Source organism: Heyndrickxia acidicola (assembly GCF_001636425.1).
Lineage (GTDB): Bacteria > Bacillota > Bacilli > Bacillales > Bacillaceae_C > Bacillus_AE > Bacillus_AE acidicola.
Genome location: NZ_KV440953.1, coordinates 1,237,287 through 1,256,253 on the forward strand (window position 1 = coordinate 1,237,287; position 18,967 = coordinate 1,256,253).

Annotated in this window: 16 protein-coding genes and 1 pseudogene; 2 read left to right on the top strand and 15 right to left on the bottom strand. The window is 36.7% G+C overall.

What is annotated here, in order from left to right:
- Positions 1 to 18 precede the first annotated feature (18 nt).
- The 7 genes and pseudogenes from A5N88_RS05760 to A5N88_RS26075 all read right to left on the bottom strand — a co-directional run bounded on the left by A5N88_RS05760 (position 19) and on the right by A5N88_RS26075 (position 7,441).
- Positions 19 to 1,242, bottom strand: a complete 1,224-nt coding sequence (locus A5N88_RS05760) for a restriction endonuclease subunit S (RefSeq protein WP_083953055.1) — start codon at positions 1,240 to 1,242, stop codon at positions 19 to 21.
- Complete coding sequence (locus A5N88_RS05765; RefSeq protein WP_066264062.1) at positions 1,232 to 2,824, bottom strand: type I restriction-modification system subunit M; 1,593 nt, start codon at positions 2,822 to 2,824, stop codon at positions 1,232 to 1,234. Before A5N88_RS05765 ends, A5N88_RS05760 begins: the two co-directional genes overlap by 11 nt.
- 19 nt (positions 2,825 to 2,843) lie before the next feature.
- Positions 2,844 to 3,411, bottom strand: a pseudogene (locus tag A5N88_RS24170) (restriction endonuclease subunit S).
- A gap of 763 nt (positions 3,412 to 4,174) precedes the next feature.
- A complete protein-coding gene (locus tag A5N88_RS05775) occupies positions 4,175 to 5,113 on the bottom strand; it encodes a DUF2971 domain-containing protein (protein ID WP_066264065.1) in 939 nt (312 codons plus the stop codon).
- Between the two features lie 367 nt (positions 5,114 to 5,480).
- Positions 5,481 to 5,738: a hypothetical protein gene (locus tag A5N88_RS25420; RefSeq protein ID WP_198160373.1), complete on the bottom strand. Its 258-nt coding sequence runs from the start codon at positions 5,736 to 5,738 to the stop codon at positions 5,481 to 5,483.
- A gap of 122 nt (positions 5,739 to 5,860) precedes the next feature.
- Positions 5,861 to 6,223: a hypothetical protein gene (locus A5N88_RS25775; protein ID WP_232317537.1), complete on the bottom strand. Its 363-nt coding sequence runs from the start codon at positions 6,221 to 6,223 to the stop codon at positions 5,861 to 5,863.
- A 1,095-nt stretch (positions 6,224 to 7,318) separates the two neighbouring features.
- On the bottom strand, positions 7,319 to 7,441 hold the full coding sequence (locus tag A5N88_RS26075) for a hypothetical protein (RefSeq protein WP_260525544.1): 123 nt from the start codon (positions 7,439 to 7,441) through the stop codon (positions 7,319 to 7,321).
- Between the two features lie 385 nt (positions 7,442 to 7,826).
- Between A5N88_RS26075 and A5N88_RS05790 the strand changes: the two genes are divergently transcribed.
- On the top strand, positions 7,827 to 8,099 hold the full coding sequence (locus A5N88_RS05790) for a hypothetical protein (RefSeq protein ID WP_066264066.1): 273 nt from the start codon (positions 7,827 to 7,829) through the stop codon (positions 8,097 to 8,099).
- Between the two features lie 675 nt (positions 8,100 to 8,774).
- Here the strand turns inward: A5N88_RS05790 and A5N88_RS05795 are convergent.
- The 3 genes from A5N88_RS05795 to psiE form a co-directional block, all read right to left on the bottom strand.
- Positions 8,775 to 10,373 (bottom strand): FMN-binding glutamate synthase family protein, encoded by a 1,599-nt coding sequence (locus A5N88_RS05795; protein WP_066264067.1) that lies wholly within the window; start codon positions 10,371 to 10,373, stop codon positions 8,775 to 8,777.
- Positions 10,374 to 10,909: 536 nt separating this feature from the next.
- A complete protein-coding gene (locus tag A5N88_RS05800; RefSeq protein ID WP_066264068.1) occupies positions 10,910 to 11,911 on the bottom strand; it encodes an LLM class flavin-dependent oxidoreductase in 1,002 nt (333 codons plus the stop codon).
- 485 nt (positions 11,912 to 12,396) lie between these two features.
- The gene (gene psiE, locus A5N88_RS05805) at positions 12,397 to 12,825 is read right to left on the bottom strand and encodes a phosphate-starvation-inducible protein PsiE (RefSeq protein ID WP_066264070.1); all 429 of its coding nucleotides are present in this window, start codon (positions 12,823 to 12,825) and stop codon (positions 12,397 to 12,399) included.
- 246 nt (positions 12,826 to 13,071) lie between these two features.
- Between psiE and A5N88_RS05810 the strand changes: the two genes are divergently transcribed.
- Positions 13,072 to 13,425: a hypothetical protein gene (locus A5N88_RS05810; protein ID WP_412733859.1), complete on the top strand. Its 354-nt coding sequence runs from the start codon at positions 13,072 to 13,074 to the stop codon at positions 13,423 to 13,425.
- A 48-nt stretch (positions 13,426 to 13,473) separates the two neighbouring features.
- Here the strand turns inward: A5N88_RS05810 and A5N88_RS05815 are convergent, their stop codons facing one another.
- From A5N88_RS05815 to A5N88_RS05835, 5 genes are all read right to left on the bottom strand, one after another.
- Entirely contained in the window at positions 13,474 to 13,653 is a 180-nt protein-coding gene (locus tag A5N88_RS05815; RefSeq protein WP_066264073.1) for a hypothetical protein, read from the bottom strand.
- A 35-nt stretch (positions 13,654 to 13,688) separates the two neighbouring features.
- Positions 13,689 to 13,940, bottom strand: coding sequence for a DUF1292 domain-containing protein (locus A5N88_RS05820; protein ID WP_066264074.1), 252 nt, complete (start codon positions 13,938 to 13,940; stop codon positions 13,689 to 13,691).
- A gap of 380 nt (positions 13,941 to 14,320) precedes the next feature.
- Positions 14,321 to 16,921, bottom strand: coding sequence for a phosphoenolpyruvate synthase (gene ppsA, locus A5N88_RS05825; RefSeq protein WP_066264076.1), 2,601 nt, complete (start codon positions 16,919 to 16,921; stop codon positions 14,321 to 14,323).
- An 822-nt stretch (positions 16,922 to 17,743) separates the two neighbouring features.
- Positions 17,744 to 17,944, bottom strand: a complete 201-nt coding sequence (locus A5N88_RS05830) for a hypothetical protein (RefSeq protein ID WP_066264078.1) — start codon at positions 17,942 to 17,944, stop codon at positions 17,744 to 17,746.
- Positions 17,945 to 18,021: 77 nt separating this feature from the next.
- Positions 18,022 to 18,954: an alpha/beta hydrolase family protein gene (locus A5N88_RS05835; RefSeq protein WP_066264080.1), complete on the bottom strand. Its 933-nt coding sequence runs from the start codon at positions 18,952 to 18,954 to the stop codon at positions 18,022 to 18,024.
- Positions 18,955 to 18,967 lie beyond the last annotated feature (13 nt).

Consider the following 18,967-nt stretch of genomic DNA (forward strand, 5'->3'; position numbering starts at 1 on the left):
TCACCTTCCTTTACTTAATCATACAAACATCTTTTGTAGGAATGCTTCTTTCGCTTTTTTCAAGACTTCTAATTCACGTTGATGGATTTCAATCATGTTGTCGAACTGTTTGAAGAAGTTACCGATTTTGATTTGTTCCTCAATAGATGGTGATATTATTTCCACATCAGAAACTAGTTGTTTGTTAAGCCCACCACGAGTACCATCCCCAGATGAAATCAAACGTAACTCGTTGTAACGTTTTTCTAGGCTCTGAAAAATAAACTCGTAGTGTAGTTCGCCTTTTGGAACAATTGCTGCAATAGATTGATTGGTTGTTAATGGAATCTGATTAATAGCTACTGTTCCTCGAGTTTTTCCCTGCCCGGCTAATGCAATTAAAACAGAGTTTTTTTTCACCCAACGTGCACTTGACTTTTCGAATCCTAGTTTAGAAATCATATTATCCGTAGATGAAAGACGCTTTTTATTAACCTCACCAGAAGACATCCAAGGGATTTCTTTTGGTTCCCAGTATTCTTGCATTTGAGTCTTTGGAGTTCCCCCTGTTAATATTTCCGCATGATTTCCTAACTTACGATATTCCCAATCTCCAGAAAATCCTGAGAAACGAACCTCCGGCACTAGCTCCAATCCTTTAGGAAACATTTTTCGTAAGAATCCCTGTTTTGCTTGTTTAAGTGTGGTTAGTTCGTGCTGATGAAGATCGATTATATCATCTAGCTTTTTAAAAAATTTACCGATTTTGGCTTGTTCCTCTATTTGAGTTGGCGCATCTATTTTTAGGTTAACAAAATCTTTTTTATTAAGGACTCTATTTCTTCCTGCTCCTCCCGGTGATATTAGCTCCATTTTTTTTCGAAACTTTTCCTGAGATACGGAATAACGAATAAAGTTGATATCCGATTTATCAATAATGTAAGTTGGAAAGCGGTGTGAAACAAGTAATCCATCATCTTTTTTACTTGCTACAGCAATTGCATGTTCCCATGCAAAAGTAATATTGACGAGTAGGTCATTTTCTTTGACAACATATAATTTATCCATTGAGACGGTTTTTGGATCATCTACTTTTTGGTGGAATGTTCCTTTTGCATGTGAACGAACTGAAATTCGCTCATAAGGTCTATCTGGTTTCGGTACTTCTCGAACTACAGGTGTTACTAATTCATTTAACTTACGCTGCTCCCAACCTGTAGTAAATCCTGAAAATCGAATTTCTGGTGTATGTTTATTTTTCACGATTAAACACCTCTAATGCACCTTTAATCCACTCAGCATTTTCATCATCAAATTGAAGTGAAGAAATCATGTCATATAATGTAGATTCTATTTGTGCTTTTTCTTTTCGAATATCTTTGATTGTTGAGCCAATTGAAGCCATATCAATAGGAGCTTCCTCTTCGAAAGTGTCTATATACCGAGGAATGTTTAAATTGAAGTCTTTTTCTTTAATTTCATCAAAGGAAGCGACATGAGCATATTTCTCAACATCTTCTCTCTGCTTATAGATTTCGACAATTTTATCAATATTTTCTTTGGAAAGTTTATTTTGGTTCTTTCCTTTGATAAAATTATTACTTGCATCAATAAATAAAACATCACGAGTGTTACGATTTTTCTTTAATATGATGACTGTTGTCGGAATAGATGTTCCAAAGAATAAGTTTGCAGGCATACCAATTACGGTATCAATACTGCCATCTTCTAATAATTTCTTACGAATGACACCTTCGGCAGCTCCACGGAACAGTACCCCATGCGGTAAGACGATTGCCATTGTTCCTGAATCTTTCAAATGATAGAACCCATGTAAAAGAAAAGCAAAGTCTGCTTTTGATTTTGGCGCTAACTTCCCGTAACGATTGAAACGAGAATCATCTAAGAATGTATCATCTGAAGACCAGTTTGCAGAGTATGGTGGATTCATAAGGACAGAATCAAAGGTATAAGGCTCATCTGTCGGCCAATCTTTATTCAATGTATCCCCATTGCGTAAACGCATATCTTCTTTATCAACACCGTGCAAGATCAAGTTCATCTTCGCTAGATTATAGGTAGTTGTATTTAGTTCTTGTCCATGATATTTTACACTGTCAGGATGGTTAATATAGTTTCTAATATTCAACATCAAAGATCCTGATCCCATGGTTGGATCATATACGCTAAACAATTTTTTATCTTCTTGACCTATTGCAACGATACGAGCCATCAAGTCAGATACCTCATGAGGTGTATAGAATTCCCCAGCTTTCTTGCCTGCTTCTGAAGCAAATTGACTAATTAAGAACTCATAGGCATCCCCAATGACATCACCATCATGTCCTATTACATCAATATCATTTAGTTTCTTTAATACTTCTGTAATGGTAATGTTTCGTTGTTGATCATCTGATCCCAGTTTTTTTGATTTCAAATCCACATCATCAAACAATCCATTAAATTGATTATATTTCGTAGACAAATCAATAAAGGCTTTATTCAAATCATTCAACTGAAACGTGTTTTGTTTCGCTTGATTGGTTATTACATTAAATAAGTAATCTGGTTCAATGTCATATCCTAATGTATCCTTTAACGTTTCTATCAAGTCATTTTTTATGTCTTCATCTGATAATAAATCCCTATACAATTGAGTTTGTTGTTCTTGTGTGTTGTATTCTTCTAACGATTCATCTGCTATTTCAACTACTTTTTCTAATAACTTATCAGATAAGTACTTGTAAAAGATCAATCCTAATAAGTAGTTTTTGTATTCTGATGCATCCATTTTGCTTCGCAAGTTGTCTGCAGCACTAAATAATTTTGAGTTTAATTCAGCCATGTTGCGTTCCTCACTTTTTCTATTGTTGGTCTAATTGTTTCAATACTTCTAAATAAAGCTGCTCTTCAAGTTCTGCTTGTTTCTTTGCCAAAGCCTTGCTCTTTCTCATAAAGAAATAAGCATTTCCAATCGTCCGTTGTTTCTCAATACCGGGTAACTTTATTTCCAACTCTTTTAAAATCGCTGGGGTCAATTTTGGTACTGTACTTCCTTGCATGGAAATTGCCATTTGCTTTTTCATTTTAGATGATTCATTTAACGCATAACATAAAAAGTGTATATCTAGATATTCACTTTATTAATGAGTTTCGCAAAGTTTTGGTTTATAATATTCCCTTAGTTTAAATCACTCATTATTCCAGCTTTAGAACAAACAAACCTGAAAACAACATCTCCAGCACTTCACAAATAGCAGGCTTTATGATTTGGATTATCACTATAAGAAATAAATTATGAGTCTAGAAATGAGCCATCTAAATCATTCTTTAAATTGTCGTATGAATAAGCAACTAAAGTCAGATCGTTTTTCTCTTTTCCTTTAGAAGGTTCATTCCTATTTTAACCATTTCAACATCTTCTTGTTTCATACCATTCTCTTCTACAAAGTATTTTAAAAAAATTACTATATTCCACTGAAAATCATATCACTCTGAAAAAACTCTGGAAACAATTTATATGCAGTTTTTAAGAATTACACACAAATTATAAGATTAATATTCAGTCTCCTCAATTCTAATAAGTTGAGAGATGATTAACTTATGTAAAGGGGAGTTTTGTTTCCAAAACTGTTCTTCCTGTTCACATATTATTTAGGAGTTTCAGTTTGGGTCCTGTTTAATAAAGTTTTGTATTTGACAAGGTTATAGTGTGTAGATTCTGTTAAGTTTTTACAGAAGAAAAACCAATTTTTGAACGGAATGGACTCCTAATTCATTATAAATTTTTACTGGCTGACATAACACTTTTGGAACTTGTCTAGTTGAAAAATCAATATTATTAATCCTAAGTGCCTCTGTTCTAGCAGACGATACGATCTTTCATCCTTAATTGTAACTCTAGCATTTACTAAATATAAACCTTTGTTTAAGTCATGATAAACCTCGTTTTCATAATACCTTACTTTATCACAGATACTCCATGTAACCATCCAATGTCCTTGATCTATCCATCGTAGTAATTCAAAAAATATTTAGGCGTGGTATTTTCCAAAGTACTATTCCCTTTAGTCATAAAATCAATATGATCAGTAAGTCGTTTGTTAATAGCTCCACTACCTACATAAACCGGAAATTCTTCTCCCACTACCCTGTACCGAGTTAATCAACTTCTTTATATTTTACTTTCATAATTTTAACGATAGGGGATTGCTGACCTCACAACCTCTGTATCATTGTAGCCGTTAGTTTTTAAATAGTATCTAATGCTTTCTTCGGTAAATTCACTTGTATCCGAAGGACCGATGACAACCCTTTTTATAGGCAATTTTGTTGAATCATCAAATGGAAGTGTAATATAGGGTACAATTATATTATTTCTAACTCTGAACTTTAAAGGATACTTTATATCCTTTATATCAATTTCATTAAAATTGGTCGCCACAATTCTCCATTCTTCTTCTTCAGAAAAAGAGGAGTTTTTCAGTACAGGAATAAAATACTTTAACGATTCTGATAATTGCTTTATTTGAGAATCTGAATCTATATTATTCAAAAAAGGAATACTATCTTTAATCAATTCTTTAAGTCGAAAAATTTGATTTTCCTGGTCATATATTACTGGTCGTGGTGTCAAAATACTATTAATAGGATTTGATGTATCAAACACTTGATTGTGCCCGAAATCAAATCCAATTGAAATCCCGTACTGACCTCTACTATATCCGCGCCATTGACTTAATAAGTCACTGTTCTGGCAGAAAGAAACAACAAAAACCTCATCATCATCATTAGTTAAATATTCTTTAAGAGTATTTAGATTATCCCTCCCAGCTAATGTAACTCCAACAGTTGAGTCCTTAATGAATTCTTCAATAATCTTTTCACATAACTTTATACCATGACGATATTCCATCGAATCATTCATGTAAGCAATATGAGTTGCCCAAAAGCCAGGATTTTGTGAGCTTACAATTCCTAAAAAACCTTCTAGATTGGTATAGTGATACAAATAATTATTTTTTAACCAATTATTATTGGAGAGGGATTCCAACACATTGGAAGATAAAGTGATAAGTCTAGGTGTTTCTATAATTTTTTTTATTATGTCGAATACTATGTCTGTCAATATCATTTTGTATAAACTCCCATCTTAGTTACCATAACGTAAAAATCTTTCCAGCATTTCAGCACGATAAGCAGTTTTTATGAAACTCTATTGAATATCTCTTGGGATAAAACATTCGAATGTGCTATTCTAGCTTACTTATGCAATTTGTTGAACTTGTTTTGTTTAATATCCTTTGCAAGCAGTAACCTTCCAGTACTCAAACAACTCGGTTATTTTTTCTTCCTTTTCGAATATTTTAGCACACTATTTCCTTTTACCTAAAAAAAATCCCCTCATAAACTGCCCCGTTTAAGAAGATAAATAAAATATGAATTTTATCATGTATAAAGTCCACATTGCATTAGGCTACCTAATGTCTAAATTTTTTAATTTAGTGTTCTTTTTTCAATTTTTCTCTACTGTAGGAAAAAGCCACAGATAAAAATTGCATAATGATAATACGCCAAAAAATGACGATTGGTACCGCATTATTTCTATTCCATCTCCCCATAACCCACCTACTAAATTGAATATTAATATCCAACGAACCAACGGTCATATTATTCATTAAGATAATTGTAAAACCATTGTCTGCTTTCATTCGCATATGTATTTTCACCATGTCTGAATGTGATATGCCTAATAACATTTCTAAGTGCCTGCCGTAAATATGCGCGAAAGTTCTTTACATGCTTCCTATTCTGGATTTCTTTCACTATCCTAAGGAACACCTTTTTATTTATGCCTCGTTTGCTAAAAGAAAGATATTCTTCATGAATGATTTTTTCTTGCTTGTTCAACCTCTTGTTTAACAATATTTTGTATTAAATCTTTATTAGTATTTTTACTCAAAACATGACTTTTAGTAGTTAGATTAGAAGTTTCTTTAGCTACTTCAAAGCGTTTGTTGTCAATGTTGATTTCTTCCGGTTGATAACCGTTTGACAAGTCGTTTGACACTTCTTGTGGAATGAATGTAAATACAAGTGCTGCAAACCTTTCTTCGAGGTTACTGTTCTGCTCAATCTTAATTAAATCTGCACATTTATCTTTAATTTCCTTCAGATTTCTGCTAATGGTTGAAGGTGTTACTTTACATTTTGTGGCTAAGGTAGAATTTTTCTGACTCACCATTAACGAGCTTTTTGCGTATGCTTAACGAGAAATCTCTTGAATGATTATGTATAAGGTAGACCCAGTACGCACGTTTAAACGCTCGAGTATGCTTTTCTGCAATTGATTTATTTCTGATTTGATATTCATAATAAAATCAATCTCCTTCTACTAATTGAAGGCGCTGGATGCTATGATAGACAGTACAAGGCCTTAATGGTTTTGTAGGGCTACGTCACTTTCAAACTTTGGTCAGGGAGAAAGTGGCGTTTGTTTTTATAGCATAACAGAACAAACGTTCTCTAAACTGTTATTTTAAAAAATCTTATTTAATGGAGAATATTTCTAATGACTGTCGACAATATCTGTAGCAAATAAATTAACATACCTTTTTGTGATTTCCATTGATGTATGCCCTAAATTTGATTGTAGATGAAATGCTGAGCTACCTTTTGTAAAAACAAGCGTGCATGAGTATGTCTAAGTGTATGACAGCTCACACGAACTCCTTTCAATTCCTGGAATCTCTGCATAATGTGCTAATCGGCTTTGTATGCTTCTACGTTGCAGGGCTTGTCCATCTTGATTTATAAATAATTTGTCTGTATCGGCTCTTCCTCGTATTTTTAAATATATCTCCAATTGTTCTTTCATCTTTTGGCTAATTAGAACCATTCTTTCAAAATATGTTTTTTGTTTGCCGAATCAAAATGGAATGTTCCTTTATGTCAGATACTTCAATGCCAACGAATTCATTCAGCCTTATGCCAGTTCTACGAACAGCATTATTATAGTAAAGTCCCTCAAGCCAACAAAAGTTTTTTTATCACATAGTTGAAATAAATGTTGCAGCTGCTCCTCTGATTATGAATTAATTGCTTGTCTACGTTTTTTCAACAGCTTTATGTTCGCTATGGGTTTTTTTGATGTGCTTGTTATTGTATAAAAAGTTTAAAAAACTCCGTATGGCACGCAATCTGTTGTTAATGGTGGTTACTTTCTATCCCTGTTCTGCATGTCCAATATTATGTTTTTAATGTCTTTCTCTGTTTTATCTAATATAGTGGTTTGTAATGCTTGAAATTGCTCTCGATAATATATAATCGTATGAGGGCGTTAATTGCGGAGCTTACAATCTTCAATGAACAAATTGAAAGCTTCTTCATCGGTGGTTACATATGAGGTTTTTGTGGCTATCCGTAATTCTTCTTCGGTTAATAAATTTCTTCTCTTGCTCATTTCACACTACCTCCGCACATTACTAGATGAAATTCTGTAGTTTGTGAAGATAAATAAAAAAGCTCCACGCATTTAGCGTGAAGCTTGATTTGACAGCTTTGGCATACTGACATTGATACCGGTGGTCGTCGAACCGACACTATCGAAGAAACACGATTTTGAGTTGTGCTTTAAGATCAAAACCAGTAAATCCAGGGTACTATGATATTTTACATATATTTCTTAAAATAGTGTTATAAGACCTATCATATTATGTGCATTTAATAGTTTAATGAGATTTTTAAATTACAGTACTTCACAAATAAATAAAAGGGAAATTTCAGGAACAAAAAGGAAAATAATTCTTTCATGACGAAATACTGATAATATTAAAGGAGGGGTAAAAGTGAAATGTTTAAGATGTGGGGTTGCATTTGATCCTTCGGACATATTAGTTAATGAAGAAAGTGATGAGATTTTATGTGACCGGTGTGCTATACAAGGAGAAGCTTTTATGATAAGTCATGAGGGTAAGGACTTCTTTATACAAGCTTCTGATTTTATTGAAGCGATTCAAAAATGGAAATTATATGTTGAAAGAAAACAATTGATTATGACAAATCGGTTTTCACCAGATTCTTTTGAGCTTAAAAGGATTACAGAAGTAATATTAAATTGATATAGATTTTAATAATTATAAGGGAATAGGATTTAGACTGAATATAGATTGCCTAAATCCTATTTTTATAGCAGAGAATAAATTATTAACTGCCTCTAAAATGTCTGTCTATTCCATCAGAACCCAAATAACTTCGCAATCCTCTGGACCGTCATATAGACTATGTGCTCCTGACCGTCAGGGATAAAGTTCTCCTCGCTGCTTGAAGCATGATAGGATTTTTCCTGTTAGTCTTAGTTAAAACTTAACCTCTTACTACGATGGAATACTCGTACTCCTGATGGTTAGATACGCCTGATAGGGGAACTTTTTTACCAGGAGGATTAACCACGATCCCCATTTTAAGATTTCCAGAAAGCATTTCTTGAGTAAAAATATTTTTTTACGGAACGGCTGCATTTTCATCTGCTTGCAACACTTCAATTCGAATCACTTCCATATTATTTACCCTTCTGCTCTAGAGCTTGTAAATCCTTTTAAGGCAAAAGTGTCGGCATTAACAAGTACACCAAATTCGTCATTTGCACTCTATACAGAAATGCAGCCGTTATTCACATCTTGTGCTATCTTTCTGCAGAACGTTTCAATGAATCCCCCAAGGCTACTCTATTCTGCAGTCACAAGTCTTACTACATCTCCTGAGTTTAATGGGTAGCGCAGACCGTCTTCTTCATTTTAGGTGTTAAGGGGTCTCAACAAGCCCTCCATATATTCTTTACCACTGTACAATTGTCCATTGATGGCTCTAAACATCAAATGGGATTCATTAAGCTCTGTTGGAGAGGATAAGCCTGCAGCCCCCGCTAGGTTGAAAAGGCCTTCCCTTGTCGAGATCACGTAATTACAGACACGATACATTTTTTCTTCTACTACTAAAGCTTTTTCGCGATTCGGATCTGTTGTTGCGACGCCAACCGGGCATGTATTGGAATGGCAGGTTTGTGCCATAATACACCCCACTGAGATCATAAAGGCTCGGGCTGTATTGATTAAGTCAGCACCTAAGCATAGGGCGTAGACCATCTTATCTGGCGTAATTAATTTACCTGAAGCAATGAGCTTCACACGATCTCGTATCTGATATTTCTTCAACAGCTCATGGACAATAGGCAGGGCCGTATAAAGGGGTAATCCAGGGCCATCTGCCAGCTCTTGATACGTTGCCCCTGTTCCCCCCTCACCACCATCGACTGTAATGAAGTCAGGGATCTTTCCAGCTTCAGCCATCACCTTAACCATTGCTTCTACTTCCTCACGATTTCCCACGACCATTTTGATTCCAACTGGCTTGCCGCCCACCTCCCGCATTTGTTCGACGAAATCGAATAAACCTTTCGCATCATGAAATTGGCGGAATCGGTTCGGACTATCAATGGTCGTCCATGGCTTCACATTGCGAATTTCTGCAATCTCTGGAGTTACTTTTTCGGCCTCGACATGGCCGCCACGAATTTTAGCTCCTTGGGCAAGCTTTAATTCAAAAGCTTTTATCTGCTTCATTTCACTTTTCTGTTTGAATTGCTCCCACGAAAAATCTCCCTCTGCTGTACGATAACCAAATAAACCCGGGCCGATTTGTGCAATGATATCAACATTTCCAGCTTGATGATGCTTAGAAAGCCCCCCTTCACCGGTATTCATCCATGTACCTCCGGCCAGCCCCAGCCCTTTGGATAACGCCGTAATGGCATTTTTCCCTAAAGCGCCGTAGCTCATGGCCGATTGCCCCACTAATCCTTTTACATAAAAAGGACTCCTGCACGTCTCTTTTCCGATTACGATTTGATCCTGATCGGATAAATAGAAAGGGTCAACCACAGCCTGTTCAGAATGCTCCTTCCGGCTCAATAGTTTTTCGTTATCAATTTTATATAGCTGCGTTTCAATTTTTGAGCTTTGATCTATTCTCAATTCCTCTCTTTGTTTCGGAAACATCGCATTTTTAATATAAAATCCGGTATCTTCAAAATTACGTTCAGAGCCAAAAGCAGTGATTCTTTGTTTATATTTACCAGACTTCACAACCCCCTCATACTGATTTCTTGAAAAGGGCTTTCCTTCTTCATTGTTAAGAAATAAATATTGCCTTAACTCCGGCCCGATTTTCTCTACAATGTATCGAATTCGGCCCAGTACAGGGTAATTTCTTAATACTGCATGCTCTTTTTGACGGGCATCATGAAAAGAAATCCACATATAAAATCCAAGTGGAACAAGAAATAACGCGAGCATTAAGAAAAAGATCGCGATAATTAACATTTGCATCCAACTCATGTCGTCACCTTCTAAAATAATTAGTCTGGTTTCGGTATGGCCTAAGCCATGAAGAAATTTACTATTCTTAACTGAAGATTATATGTTTGGAGTACTCCGCTTTTAGATCGTTCTTACCTCTATCCATTATTCAAAATATTATGGGCTGACACACTTTATGCCACATGATGGTCAGTCCAGTTTAATAGACAAGTCTTCTTTTTTATGAGGAATCGTTTGTGAACAAAAAAAAGGCTGCAACAGCAGCCTAATCGTTTAATAGAAATATTTTAGAATGAAACGAACACCTATAAGGACTTTTTCATGCCTGGTTCGTCCAGTCTGTTGTTGAGGTAATTTCATTTTACGGTACACGGGATGAGTGTGTGCAAATAAAGCATGCTGATTCTCCTTTTTCGTATAACTTTAAGTATTTTTTTAAGCTATAACGAAATTAATATCCCATGGCGATATGTCTTACTATTTATCTAATAAAATGCGTTCATTAAATTTTTTGCACCCTTTATGCAAACTATAAGATTCTTTAGCAGAATTTTTTATTTTCCATCGACAATATCCTTAAAGATTTGATAAGACCGCTTTTGCTTATCCGCATCATAAATATAGGAAACAGCCATGATTTCATCCACATTATACTTCTCTTGAAAGCTTGTTAGCTGTTTTTTAACCGTATCTTTGCTTCCAGTAAACGACATGCTGGTCATGGAGGCAGCAACTTCTCGCTCGTAAGGACTCCATAAAGGATCCATACTGTCCACTGGCGGCTGCATAGGGGTTTGTGAACCACGGACCACATTTAGGAAAAATTGCTGCATGGTTGTGGATTCTCTTTTCGCTTCATCATCTGTTTCCGCTGCAATCACATTTAAGCATACCATCATATACGGCTGATTCAGGTATTCAGATGGCTGGAAGCGATCTCGGTAAATGGAGATGGCTTCTTCCATATGTCTTGGTGCAAAATGAGAGGCAAACACATATGGGAGCCCTAATTTTGCGGCTAAATAAGCTGAGTCTGTCGATGAGCCTAAAATATAGATCGGTACATTTGTTCCAACACCTGGATGGGCTTTGACATAGCCTTGATGTTCCTCTGGTCCAAAATAGGTAAGCAAGGCTTGGACGTCCTGAGGAAAGGTGTAGACAGAATCATTTTGTGAACGTCTTAATGCATTTGCTGTTTTCATATCGGTTCCGGGTGCTCTGCCAAGGCCTAAGTCCAAACGGTTTGGATATATGGTGGCCATGGTTCCAAATTGCTCAGCAACGACTAATGCCGAATGATTCGGCAGCATGACACCGCCGGATCCTACACGGATGGTTTTCGTGTGCTCCAATGTATGCTTGATGAGGATGGAAGTAGCGGAACTGACAAGTGTAGGGGTGTTATGATGCTCTGCAATCCAATACCGTTTAAATCCCATTTCCTCTGTTGCTTGTGCTAAATCAACCATTGAATCAATGGCGTCTTTGGGTGTCTGTCCTTGACGGATGGGCGCAAGATTTAACACAGACACAGGTATCTGTATAGTACTCATTTCAATTGGTTCCTTTCTTCATTAAAATCTATTACTATCGTATCAATTATCCAATCAGAAACAAACTAAACTGGCTTGAGGTGAAGGAATTTATTTTTATAAATAAGGATGACCTTTAACAAGTGATAAGGCACTCTATTTTCTGTTTAGTCAAAATCATCACGAACAATTTGAGCAACTATGTGAAAATACATTCAGTGAAAATCTGCGACTGGCTCCAAAAGTTCCTCTTGTAAAATGAACATTTCCTTACAGCAGTAAATAATATCAATTCACTAAAGAATGCCACATTGGAAATTGCCCATTTCTAGAATAGCTTAGCAGCTATAATTGGTATTTTACTTATATTGAAAATTTGGAACATAGTGTTTCAGGAATACATATAGGCTGTTTGTTCGTATACATACTGTTTCTTCACACTCTTTTTCAGTCGATTGCAATAAAAACCCTGCCATAGGCAGAGTTTCTCTAAAAATAGATTCAAGTTAATGCCGATCTTTTTTCAATGAGATATAACTTAGAATACTATAGCTGATAACAAGCACTAAAATGGCGCCTGCGAACATAAATGTATTAAGCGCGTCCACGTGGTGGACAATGATTAAGCGAATCATGGCGGTAATGCCTATGTATAGAAAATATCTCAGTGGAAAATGATAATTCTCTTGAAAATATTTTATAATCATCGACAAAAATTCAAAGTACAGGAAAAACACCAGGGTTCGGTCAAGAATTTTATCATCCATTAGAATTCCCGTATAGAGGGATGCATGGATAAAAAAATATACTTCTTTCGCTAATGAAATACATAAGACAATGGCCAATAAGATTAATGCGGTATTTAATGCAATTTGCAGAATAAAAGGAATCTTAAAATTTGGCTTTTTTCTTCTTTTTCCTTCTTGTTGTTTCATAGCTGCCTCCTGGTCTTGAAAATAGCGGGGTTATGAAAGAGTTCGTTTGTTCATTCTCCTAACTTAATGATACTTCCCTCTTTTTAAAATTAAAAACCACTTTGCTGCTGAAGTTCCTTGGAAGGTTCTACTCTTTTGGATTATTTTCTCAGATATGGAAAACCTAAATACTGTCCATCTTACCTTTTAGGCAATTCATCGCGTGGAAAGAAGGAAAAGCTTTTGGAAAAGAACATCATTGATCTTATGGATGATTTGCAGAAGAAACAATTACAGGAAGTGATCGGAGGAATGACGTTCACTAAAAACTTCCGCTCTCCCTCTGCTGAGGAGTGGTATGTGTTTTTGCCTGGCTTTAAAGATCCTGTGACAGGAGGGGCTGCAGGCAAAGTGATCGTGCATTATAACCTATTTGATACGAAGCATATTTTTATCAATACCACCATTATTTTAGATGATCCCGCCCTCCACCAAAAAGAAGTGCATGGACTGGTCTACGGAATTTGCGATGAGCTTGTCAACCGTTTGGTGGGATATGCCGACACGCTGCTGTCCGTTCATTCAGGGGAAAATTCGTATCATGCGGAGTATAAACAGTAATCCAAGAGAGATCCCCTGCCCTTTTGAATGAGTGGGGATACCCTTTGTCTACAGCCCTCCGCAGCCGGGATTAGGATGGTCGCTTTTTTTCGAGGATTTTTCCGGTTTAATCGTAACCGTTTCAAGCCCATAGCCGGTTGAACTGTTTTCCAGCTCCTGATTGCTCGGATTACTTTTTTCATCAACAATCGACTTACCTTCATGATCATCATCATGGCTGTTTGTCATTGATTTCATCTCCTGTTTAAGAATAATTTTTTTTATTAGTCAATAATGGGATTATCCTGTAGGGAATTGTGATACTCATCAAAAATAGCCTTGCTTTCCTTGGAATCTTCAATTCCGGTTAAATATTGGTCGCCCTCTTCCCCTTCAATCATCAAAAAGGTTTTGTTATCTGCTGATACAAGGGCAAACGATTTGTCGTTCATAGTAAATAAGGCTTCCACTGCAAATTCTCTTTGATTTCCTTCTTCGTCCTCAATCATGATGAAATCCTTTATGTCGTCCTTCATTTAAACAGTCACCTCATTCATGGGAATGAGTATACTATGCCCATTTTGGCGAGAGATATGTTTGAAGTGATCTTGATGATTTTGCTAAAAAAAAGAGGCTGGTTATGTCCCAGCCTCTTCCCTGTTTACAACCCATATCCTGTTGAATCTTTTTGGTTACTATTTATTGACGAGGTTTCTTACTCCCGTATCAATATCGTCTAAATATCCATTTAGTGAAGATAATTCATTACCGATGTAAAACAATGCAATAACACTTAATACTAACAAGACTAAAACGACAATCTTAAAATGGTAACCATTTTTTCCGTTGTAATCTCCATTTCCCATTCCTCTTCCTATACGGTGTTGGGAAATGCTGTTCTTTTTCTCCTTGATTATTACAATATTTCAATATAACCTTCTGTCCCATGCACACGGATTTGCTGCCTGTCTTTTATTCGTTTCGTCGCATGTTCCACGCCAACAACAGCTGGTAAGCCATATTCTCGTGCAATAACTGCTCCATGGGTCATCAGTCCGCCTACCTCGGTGACTAAGCCTTTTATGGAAACAAACAATGGTGTCCAGCTAGGGTCCGTAAAGGTGGTAACTAAGATATCTCCATCCTCTAAATCAGCATCTTCTATGTTTAGGATGACACGTGCTCTTCCCTCGACAACGCCAGAAGAAACAGGCAGACCAGCAATCGCTCCAGCTGGGAGATTTTCTCGTTTGTACTCACCAATCATGATTTCGCCATCAGACGTGATCACACGTGGAGGAGTTAGTTTTTCATATAATGTATACTCGTCTTTTCGTTTGCTGATAATCTGGTAATCCAGTTTATTTGTGCGTACGGCTTCGCCAAGCTCTTCAAAAGTGAGATAGTATATATCTTCTTTTTCATGGAGTACGCTTGCTTGCACCAGTTTTTCGGCTTCTTTCAGTAAAGCCTGTTTATAAATAAAGTAGCGATTCACCATGCCGTATTTTGGATATTCGCGATACCCCATGAAATTCCGGATTCGGCTGATCATTCGTTTTGTTTCTTTGGCTCTTTGTTCACCATCCGGTAATTGCTTTAATCGATCCACTAACTCTTGTTCTTTATTCAGAGCCTCCAGCCGACCTTGCTCAAATTTCCGCTTGCTTTCATTCGGCTCAAAGTTTTTGATGTTATTGAGAATCATGGGGACAAGTGTAATGGGTTTTTCACTCCATCGTGTTCTTGTCATATCGATTTCTCCGGCACATCGCATTCCGTATTTGCTGAGAAAGCCATTGATAGCGTCTTTTGCTTCCTGTCCGCCATTAACATTTACCAGTCCAGCCAAAAAGGTATCATCTTTTACTTGTTGTAAATACTCCATTACTTCTGGATAAGGACGAATCACATCTGCGACATCCATTAGTGCCAGACCCATTTCCGACGTAATATTGTTTGGTACAGACTGAGAAAGCGTGTCTGCAGCGTTTTTTTCACCTAGCCACTCGTTCATCTTTTCACTGATCCATGCTGATGCATTTATTGCTGCCATAAAGGTAGCAGAACTTTGCGGGTCAAATAAAATTTTCCTTAATTCCTGAATATCTTCCAGTATGAACTCAATTAAATCGTTTCCTGATTTCGCTTGGATGGTTTGTTTTAACGTTTCAATCGATGTTTGACTGCGTTTTATCAAATCAGAAACGATGGATGGATTGTTTTCGATTTGTTCAAGCATATCTGTATTGCCTCTAGCGGGACTCGGTGCTTGATGATCATTTGGTAATGATGTTATAAAATCTCCACGCTCAATGATGTTTATAAGTGCGTCTTTCATGAGCGGATCGTGCTGGCCCATGGCATGTAATAAAGCGTCTCTTCTGTCAGCTGAAGCCAGTTGAGGTGTGACATCAACAAACAGCCTTCCACCCGCTTTGCGCATGGGTGCAGGAGTCGTTAAAAGGAAAAAAGACAATCCCAGTGGTTTCATGGCATCAGTCATCATTTGTTGATGGCCGACAGACACATAGACGTGATTTTCCTGATCGTTCGCTTCTGGTATGGGGAAAAGCGTTGTGATTGGACGACTCTGGACGAAATGAAATGTATCATCCGCTAAACACCATTCAATATCTTGCGGGCAGCCAAAATAGGCTTCGATCTGTCTTCCGAGGCGTGCAAGCTGTACGATTTGCTGTTCAGTAAGGGCTTGCGTTTTTTGCTTCTCTGGGTTGATCTTCTGTGTCTCTGTTCCGCCTTCTTTTCGTGCATAGATCGCTAATTTTTTGGCTGCGATCATTTTGTCGACAATTTCTTCAGCACGTACTTTATAACAATCGGCTGATACCAGGCCAGAGACAAGTGCTTCTCCAAGCCCAAAACTGGCATTGATGGAAAGTAAATTTCTGTTAGAGGTAATGGGGTCAGCGGTAAATAAAACCCCTGATGCCTGTGGGAAAACCATCCTCTGAACAATAACGGATATATAAACTTGTCTGTGGTTAACCCGATTTTGTATTCTGTAAATAACCGCTCTTTCCGTAAATAGTGAAGCCCAGCATTTTTTGATATACCGTAAGATTGCTTCTTTTCCGATAATATTTAAATAGGTGTCTTGTTGACCAGCAAATGAGGCATAGGGTAAATCTTCAGCAGTCGCACTTGAACGAACTGCATAAGCATGTTCATGACCACACTGAGAGAGATAATCGGCAATTGCATTCACAACATCCAAAGGAATGTCTGCTTCCCTAATGATTTGTTGGATCTTCTTGCTGATTTCACCAATTTGATCACGATCCTCCACTTTCAGCATTGTTAAATGCTCCAGCAATGCTTGAAACGTTTGGTTATGGTCAAATGCTTTTTTAAATCCCTCTGTTGTAACACAAAATCCTTCTGGTACTTTTATTCCTTGAATTTTTGATAATTCCCCTAAATTCAACCCTTTTCCGCCAACGAGCATAAGCTGTGTTTTTTCTGTTTCCTGTAAACCGAGAACCAATGCACCCATTATATATCCCTCCGACCATCTGATTAAATATCTCTTGCATTTTAGCAGGAGTAAATGAGAAGAAAAAGGCTATTTCGCTCATTTTTTATATGATATAATTATAGTGGGAAGGAGTAGGTTCACTTTTTCCTAATAAACTAATCCCCCGTTTTTACACCACAAAGGCAGTTCCTATTCCTTTTTTATCCTCTACTATTAACCTTCACATAACTCCATCCTCTCCATCGTAAGGAAGTGGTAAAACTTATTTACGGCCAGTTGTGAAATAAGTCAATCTTTTCCTGCCGATTACCGGAGGACATCGGTTTTCATTTACCCATTCACGGGTAATCAATGTTTACATCGATGCAAACTGTGTAAAAAGGACAATCTTCTTCACGCCTGGTTCTCGGTCATCTTTGCATTTTGCTTCAGTAATAAACCAATGAATTATGTGCAGCATTCACACCAGGGTAGTATTCATTTTATTTGATTAGGAGTAAGTACCTAAAATCTGCCCAAAAAGACAAGATGCTCAGATTCCTATTACAAAAAGTGAATTTCCAGTTAAACTGTAACGTAAGATCCTTTCAATCCACACCTTTTTGGTGTTTATTGCCTAATCCCATGTTTCTTCTTGAAGTAAACTGACCCGTTAACGAAATACAAAAAGAGCTGCCAACAATGACAGCCCGATCTTAGCTCTTGCACCTGTTTGTTTAGGTAAGGTCTTCATAACTTATTTTGAGAGTCATGATTCCTTTTTGAACATTATTTCTTTAGCAACTCCATTCTTTCTCGTAAGAAAGCCATCTCTAAACTGCTTTAAGGTATTAACGAGTTTTATCTATCGTTTGATTTTAGTTCCAAAAGGAAATACATCAGTTGTCCAAAAATGCTGCCAAAAACAACGATGAACACCCATATCGTCCTGTTTAAAAAGTTAAAATAGATTTGGGCAGAAATTCTTTTTAAACAACCAATCATGATTACTAAATCAACAAAAAGTGCAATAATAGGAAAAATACTTGATAATATTCCCATCAGCTATCTACTCCCTAGTTAATTTATAAACGTTAGTTCGCAAATAAAACTAGCTATTGTCATTTACCTCCTGATGACTATCTCAATACTGAATGAATCCAATCGGAAATATCCTTTACCACTTGTTGATCAACATGTTGTACAACCTTATACTCTTTTTTGGCTTTTCGTATCTCTCCATAAACAGAAGGCATGAACGCATGATTCAGATTTGGATACAGTTTATACGTTACATTTGGCCTATCTCCTAATATTTTTTTGTAACCAATAAAATCTTTTTCTACCGACACATGAAAATCTTTCTCTCCATGAAGTATCAATATGGGCTTATGCAATTCCATGAGATAATTGACTGATGGATGTTCGCCCATTTCCTTCAAGTAGTAGGCTCTAACATGTTTTCCAAAAACTAGAGTTGATTTTGCTTCTTCATCACTAAGGTTATAAATGTTGTTCAACTTTGATGAAAATCCTGCTATTTGTTTTATAGCAATCCATTTCAAAAACTTATTCAGTGAATGTAAAACTTCGTTGTTTTGATCCATTAGAATATCTTCAAATTTGCGTGGGGACCCACCCATAATAATGATTCCAGCAAAATTACCGCCTTGTGCATCAACACGCGGAGCTAACATCCCGCCTAAACTATGGCCAATAACAAATATTTTGCTTGAATCAATTCGTGAATCTTCCCGCAAAATATCAGCTGCGAGGATTGCATCTTCAATGGTTTCTTCTTTCACTGATAATGCAGGATCATTTCTCATTTCCTTGCCATATACGAATGTTCTCTTATCATATCGGAGCACTGCAATACCTTGTTCCGACAAACCATTTGCAAGATCCTTAAAAGGATATATGTTTCCGATTTTTTCATCCATGTTGCTTGGACCAGAGCCTTGAACCAATACAACTGCTGGAAACAATCCTACTGTTTCATCAGGAATGGTCAATATTCCATTTAAGGGGTACTTTGTTTCGGCACCTAAGACCAGTTTTTCATCAGCCATTGTGATTACCTCC

What these genes read in the sequence shown, in the direction of transcription:
- A5N88_RS05765 (WP_066264062.1), bottom strand. Translation starts at nt 2,824, where the DNA reads ATGGCTGAATTAAACTCAAAATTATTTAGTGCTGCAGACAACTTGCGA.
- A5N88_RS05775 (WP_066264065.1), bottom strand. Translation starts at nt 5,113, where the DNA reads ATGATATTGACAGACATAGTATTCGACATAATAAAAAAAATTATAGAA.
- A5N88_RS25420 (WP_198160373.1), bottom strand. Translation starts at nt 5,738, where the DNA reads ATGTTATTAGGCATATCACATTCAGACATGGTGAAAATACATATGCGA.
- A5N88_RS25775 (WP_232317537.1), bottom strand. Translation starts at nt 6,223, where the DNA reads ATGGTGAGTCAGAAAAATTCTACCTTAGCCACAAAATGTAAAGTAACA.
- A5N88_RS26075 (WP_260525544.1), bottom strand. Translation starts at nt 7,441, where the DNA reads ATGAGCAAGAGAAGAAATTTATTAACCGAAGAAGAATTACGGATAGCC.
- A5N88_RS05795 (WP_066264067.1), bottom strand. Translation starts at nt 10,373, where the DNA reads ATGAGTTGGATGCAAATGTTAATTATCGCGATCTTTTTCTTAATGCTC.
- A5N88_RS05800 (WP_066264068.1), bottom strand. Translation starts at nt 11,911, where the DNA reads ATGAGTACTATACAGATACCTGTGTCTGTGTTAAATCTTGCGCCCATC.
- psiE (WP_066264070.1), bottom strand. Translation starts at nt 12,825, where the DNA reads ATGAAACAACAAGAAGGAAAAAGAAGAAAAAAGCCAAATTTTAAGATT.
- A5N88_RS05810 (WP_412733859.1), top strand. Translation starts at nt 13,072, where the DNA reads ATGGATGATTTGCAGAAGAAACAATTACAGGAAGTGATCGGAGGAATG.
- A5N88_RS05815 (WP_066264073.1), bottom strand. Translation starts at nt 13,653, where the DNA reads ATGACAAACAGCCATGATGATGATCATGAAGGTAAGTCGATTGTTGAT.
- A5N88_RS05820 (WP_066264074.1), bottom strand. Translation starts at nt 13,940, where the DNA reads ATGAAGGACGACATAAAGGATTTCATCATGATTGAGGACGAAGAAGGA.
- ppsA (WP_066264076.1), bottom strand. Translation starts at nt 16,921, where the DNA reads ATGGGTGCATTGGTTCTCGGTTTACAGGAAACAGAAAAAACACAGCTT.
- A5N88_RS05830 (WP_066264078.1), bottom strand. Translation starts at nt 17,944, where the DNA reads ATGGGAATATTATCAAGTATTTTTCCTATTATTGCACTTTTTGTTGAT.
- A5N88_RS05835 (WP_066264080.1), bottom strand. Translation starts at nt 18,954, where the DNA reads ATGGCTGATGAAAAACTGGTCTTAGGTGCCGAAACAAAGTACCCCTTA.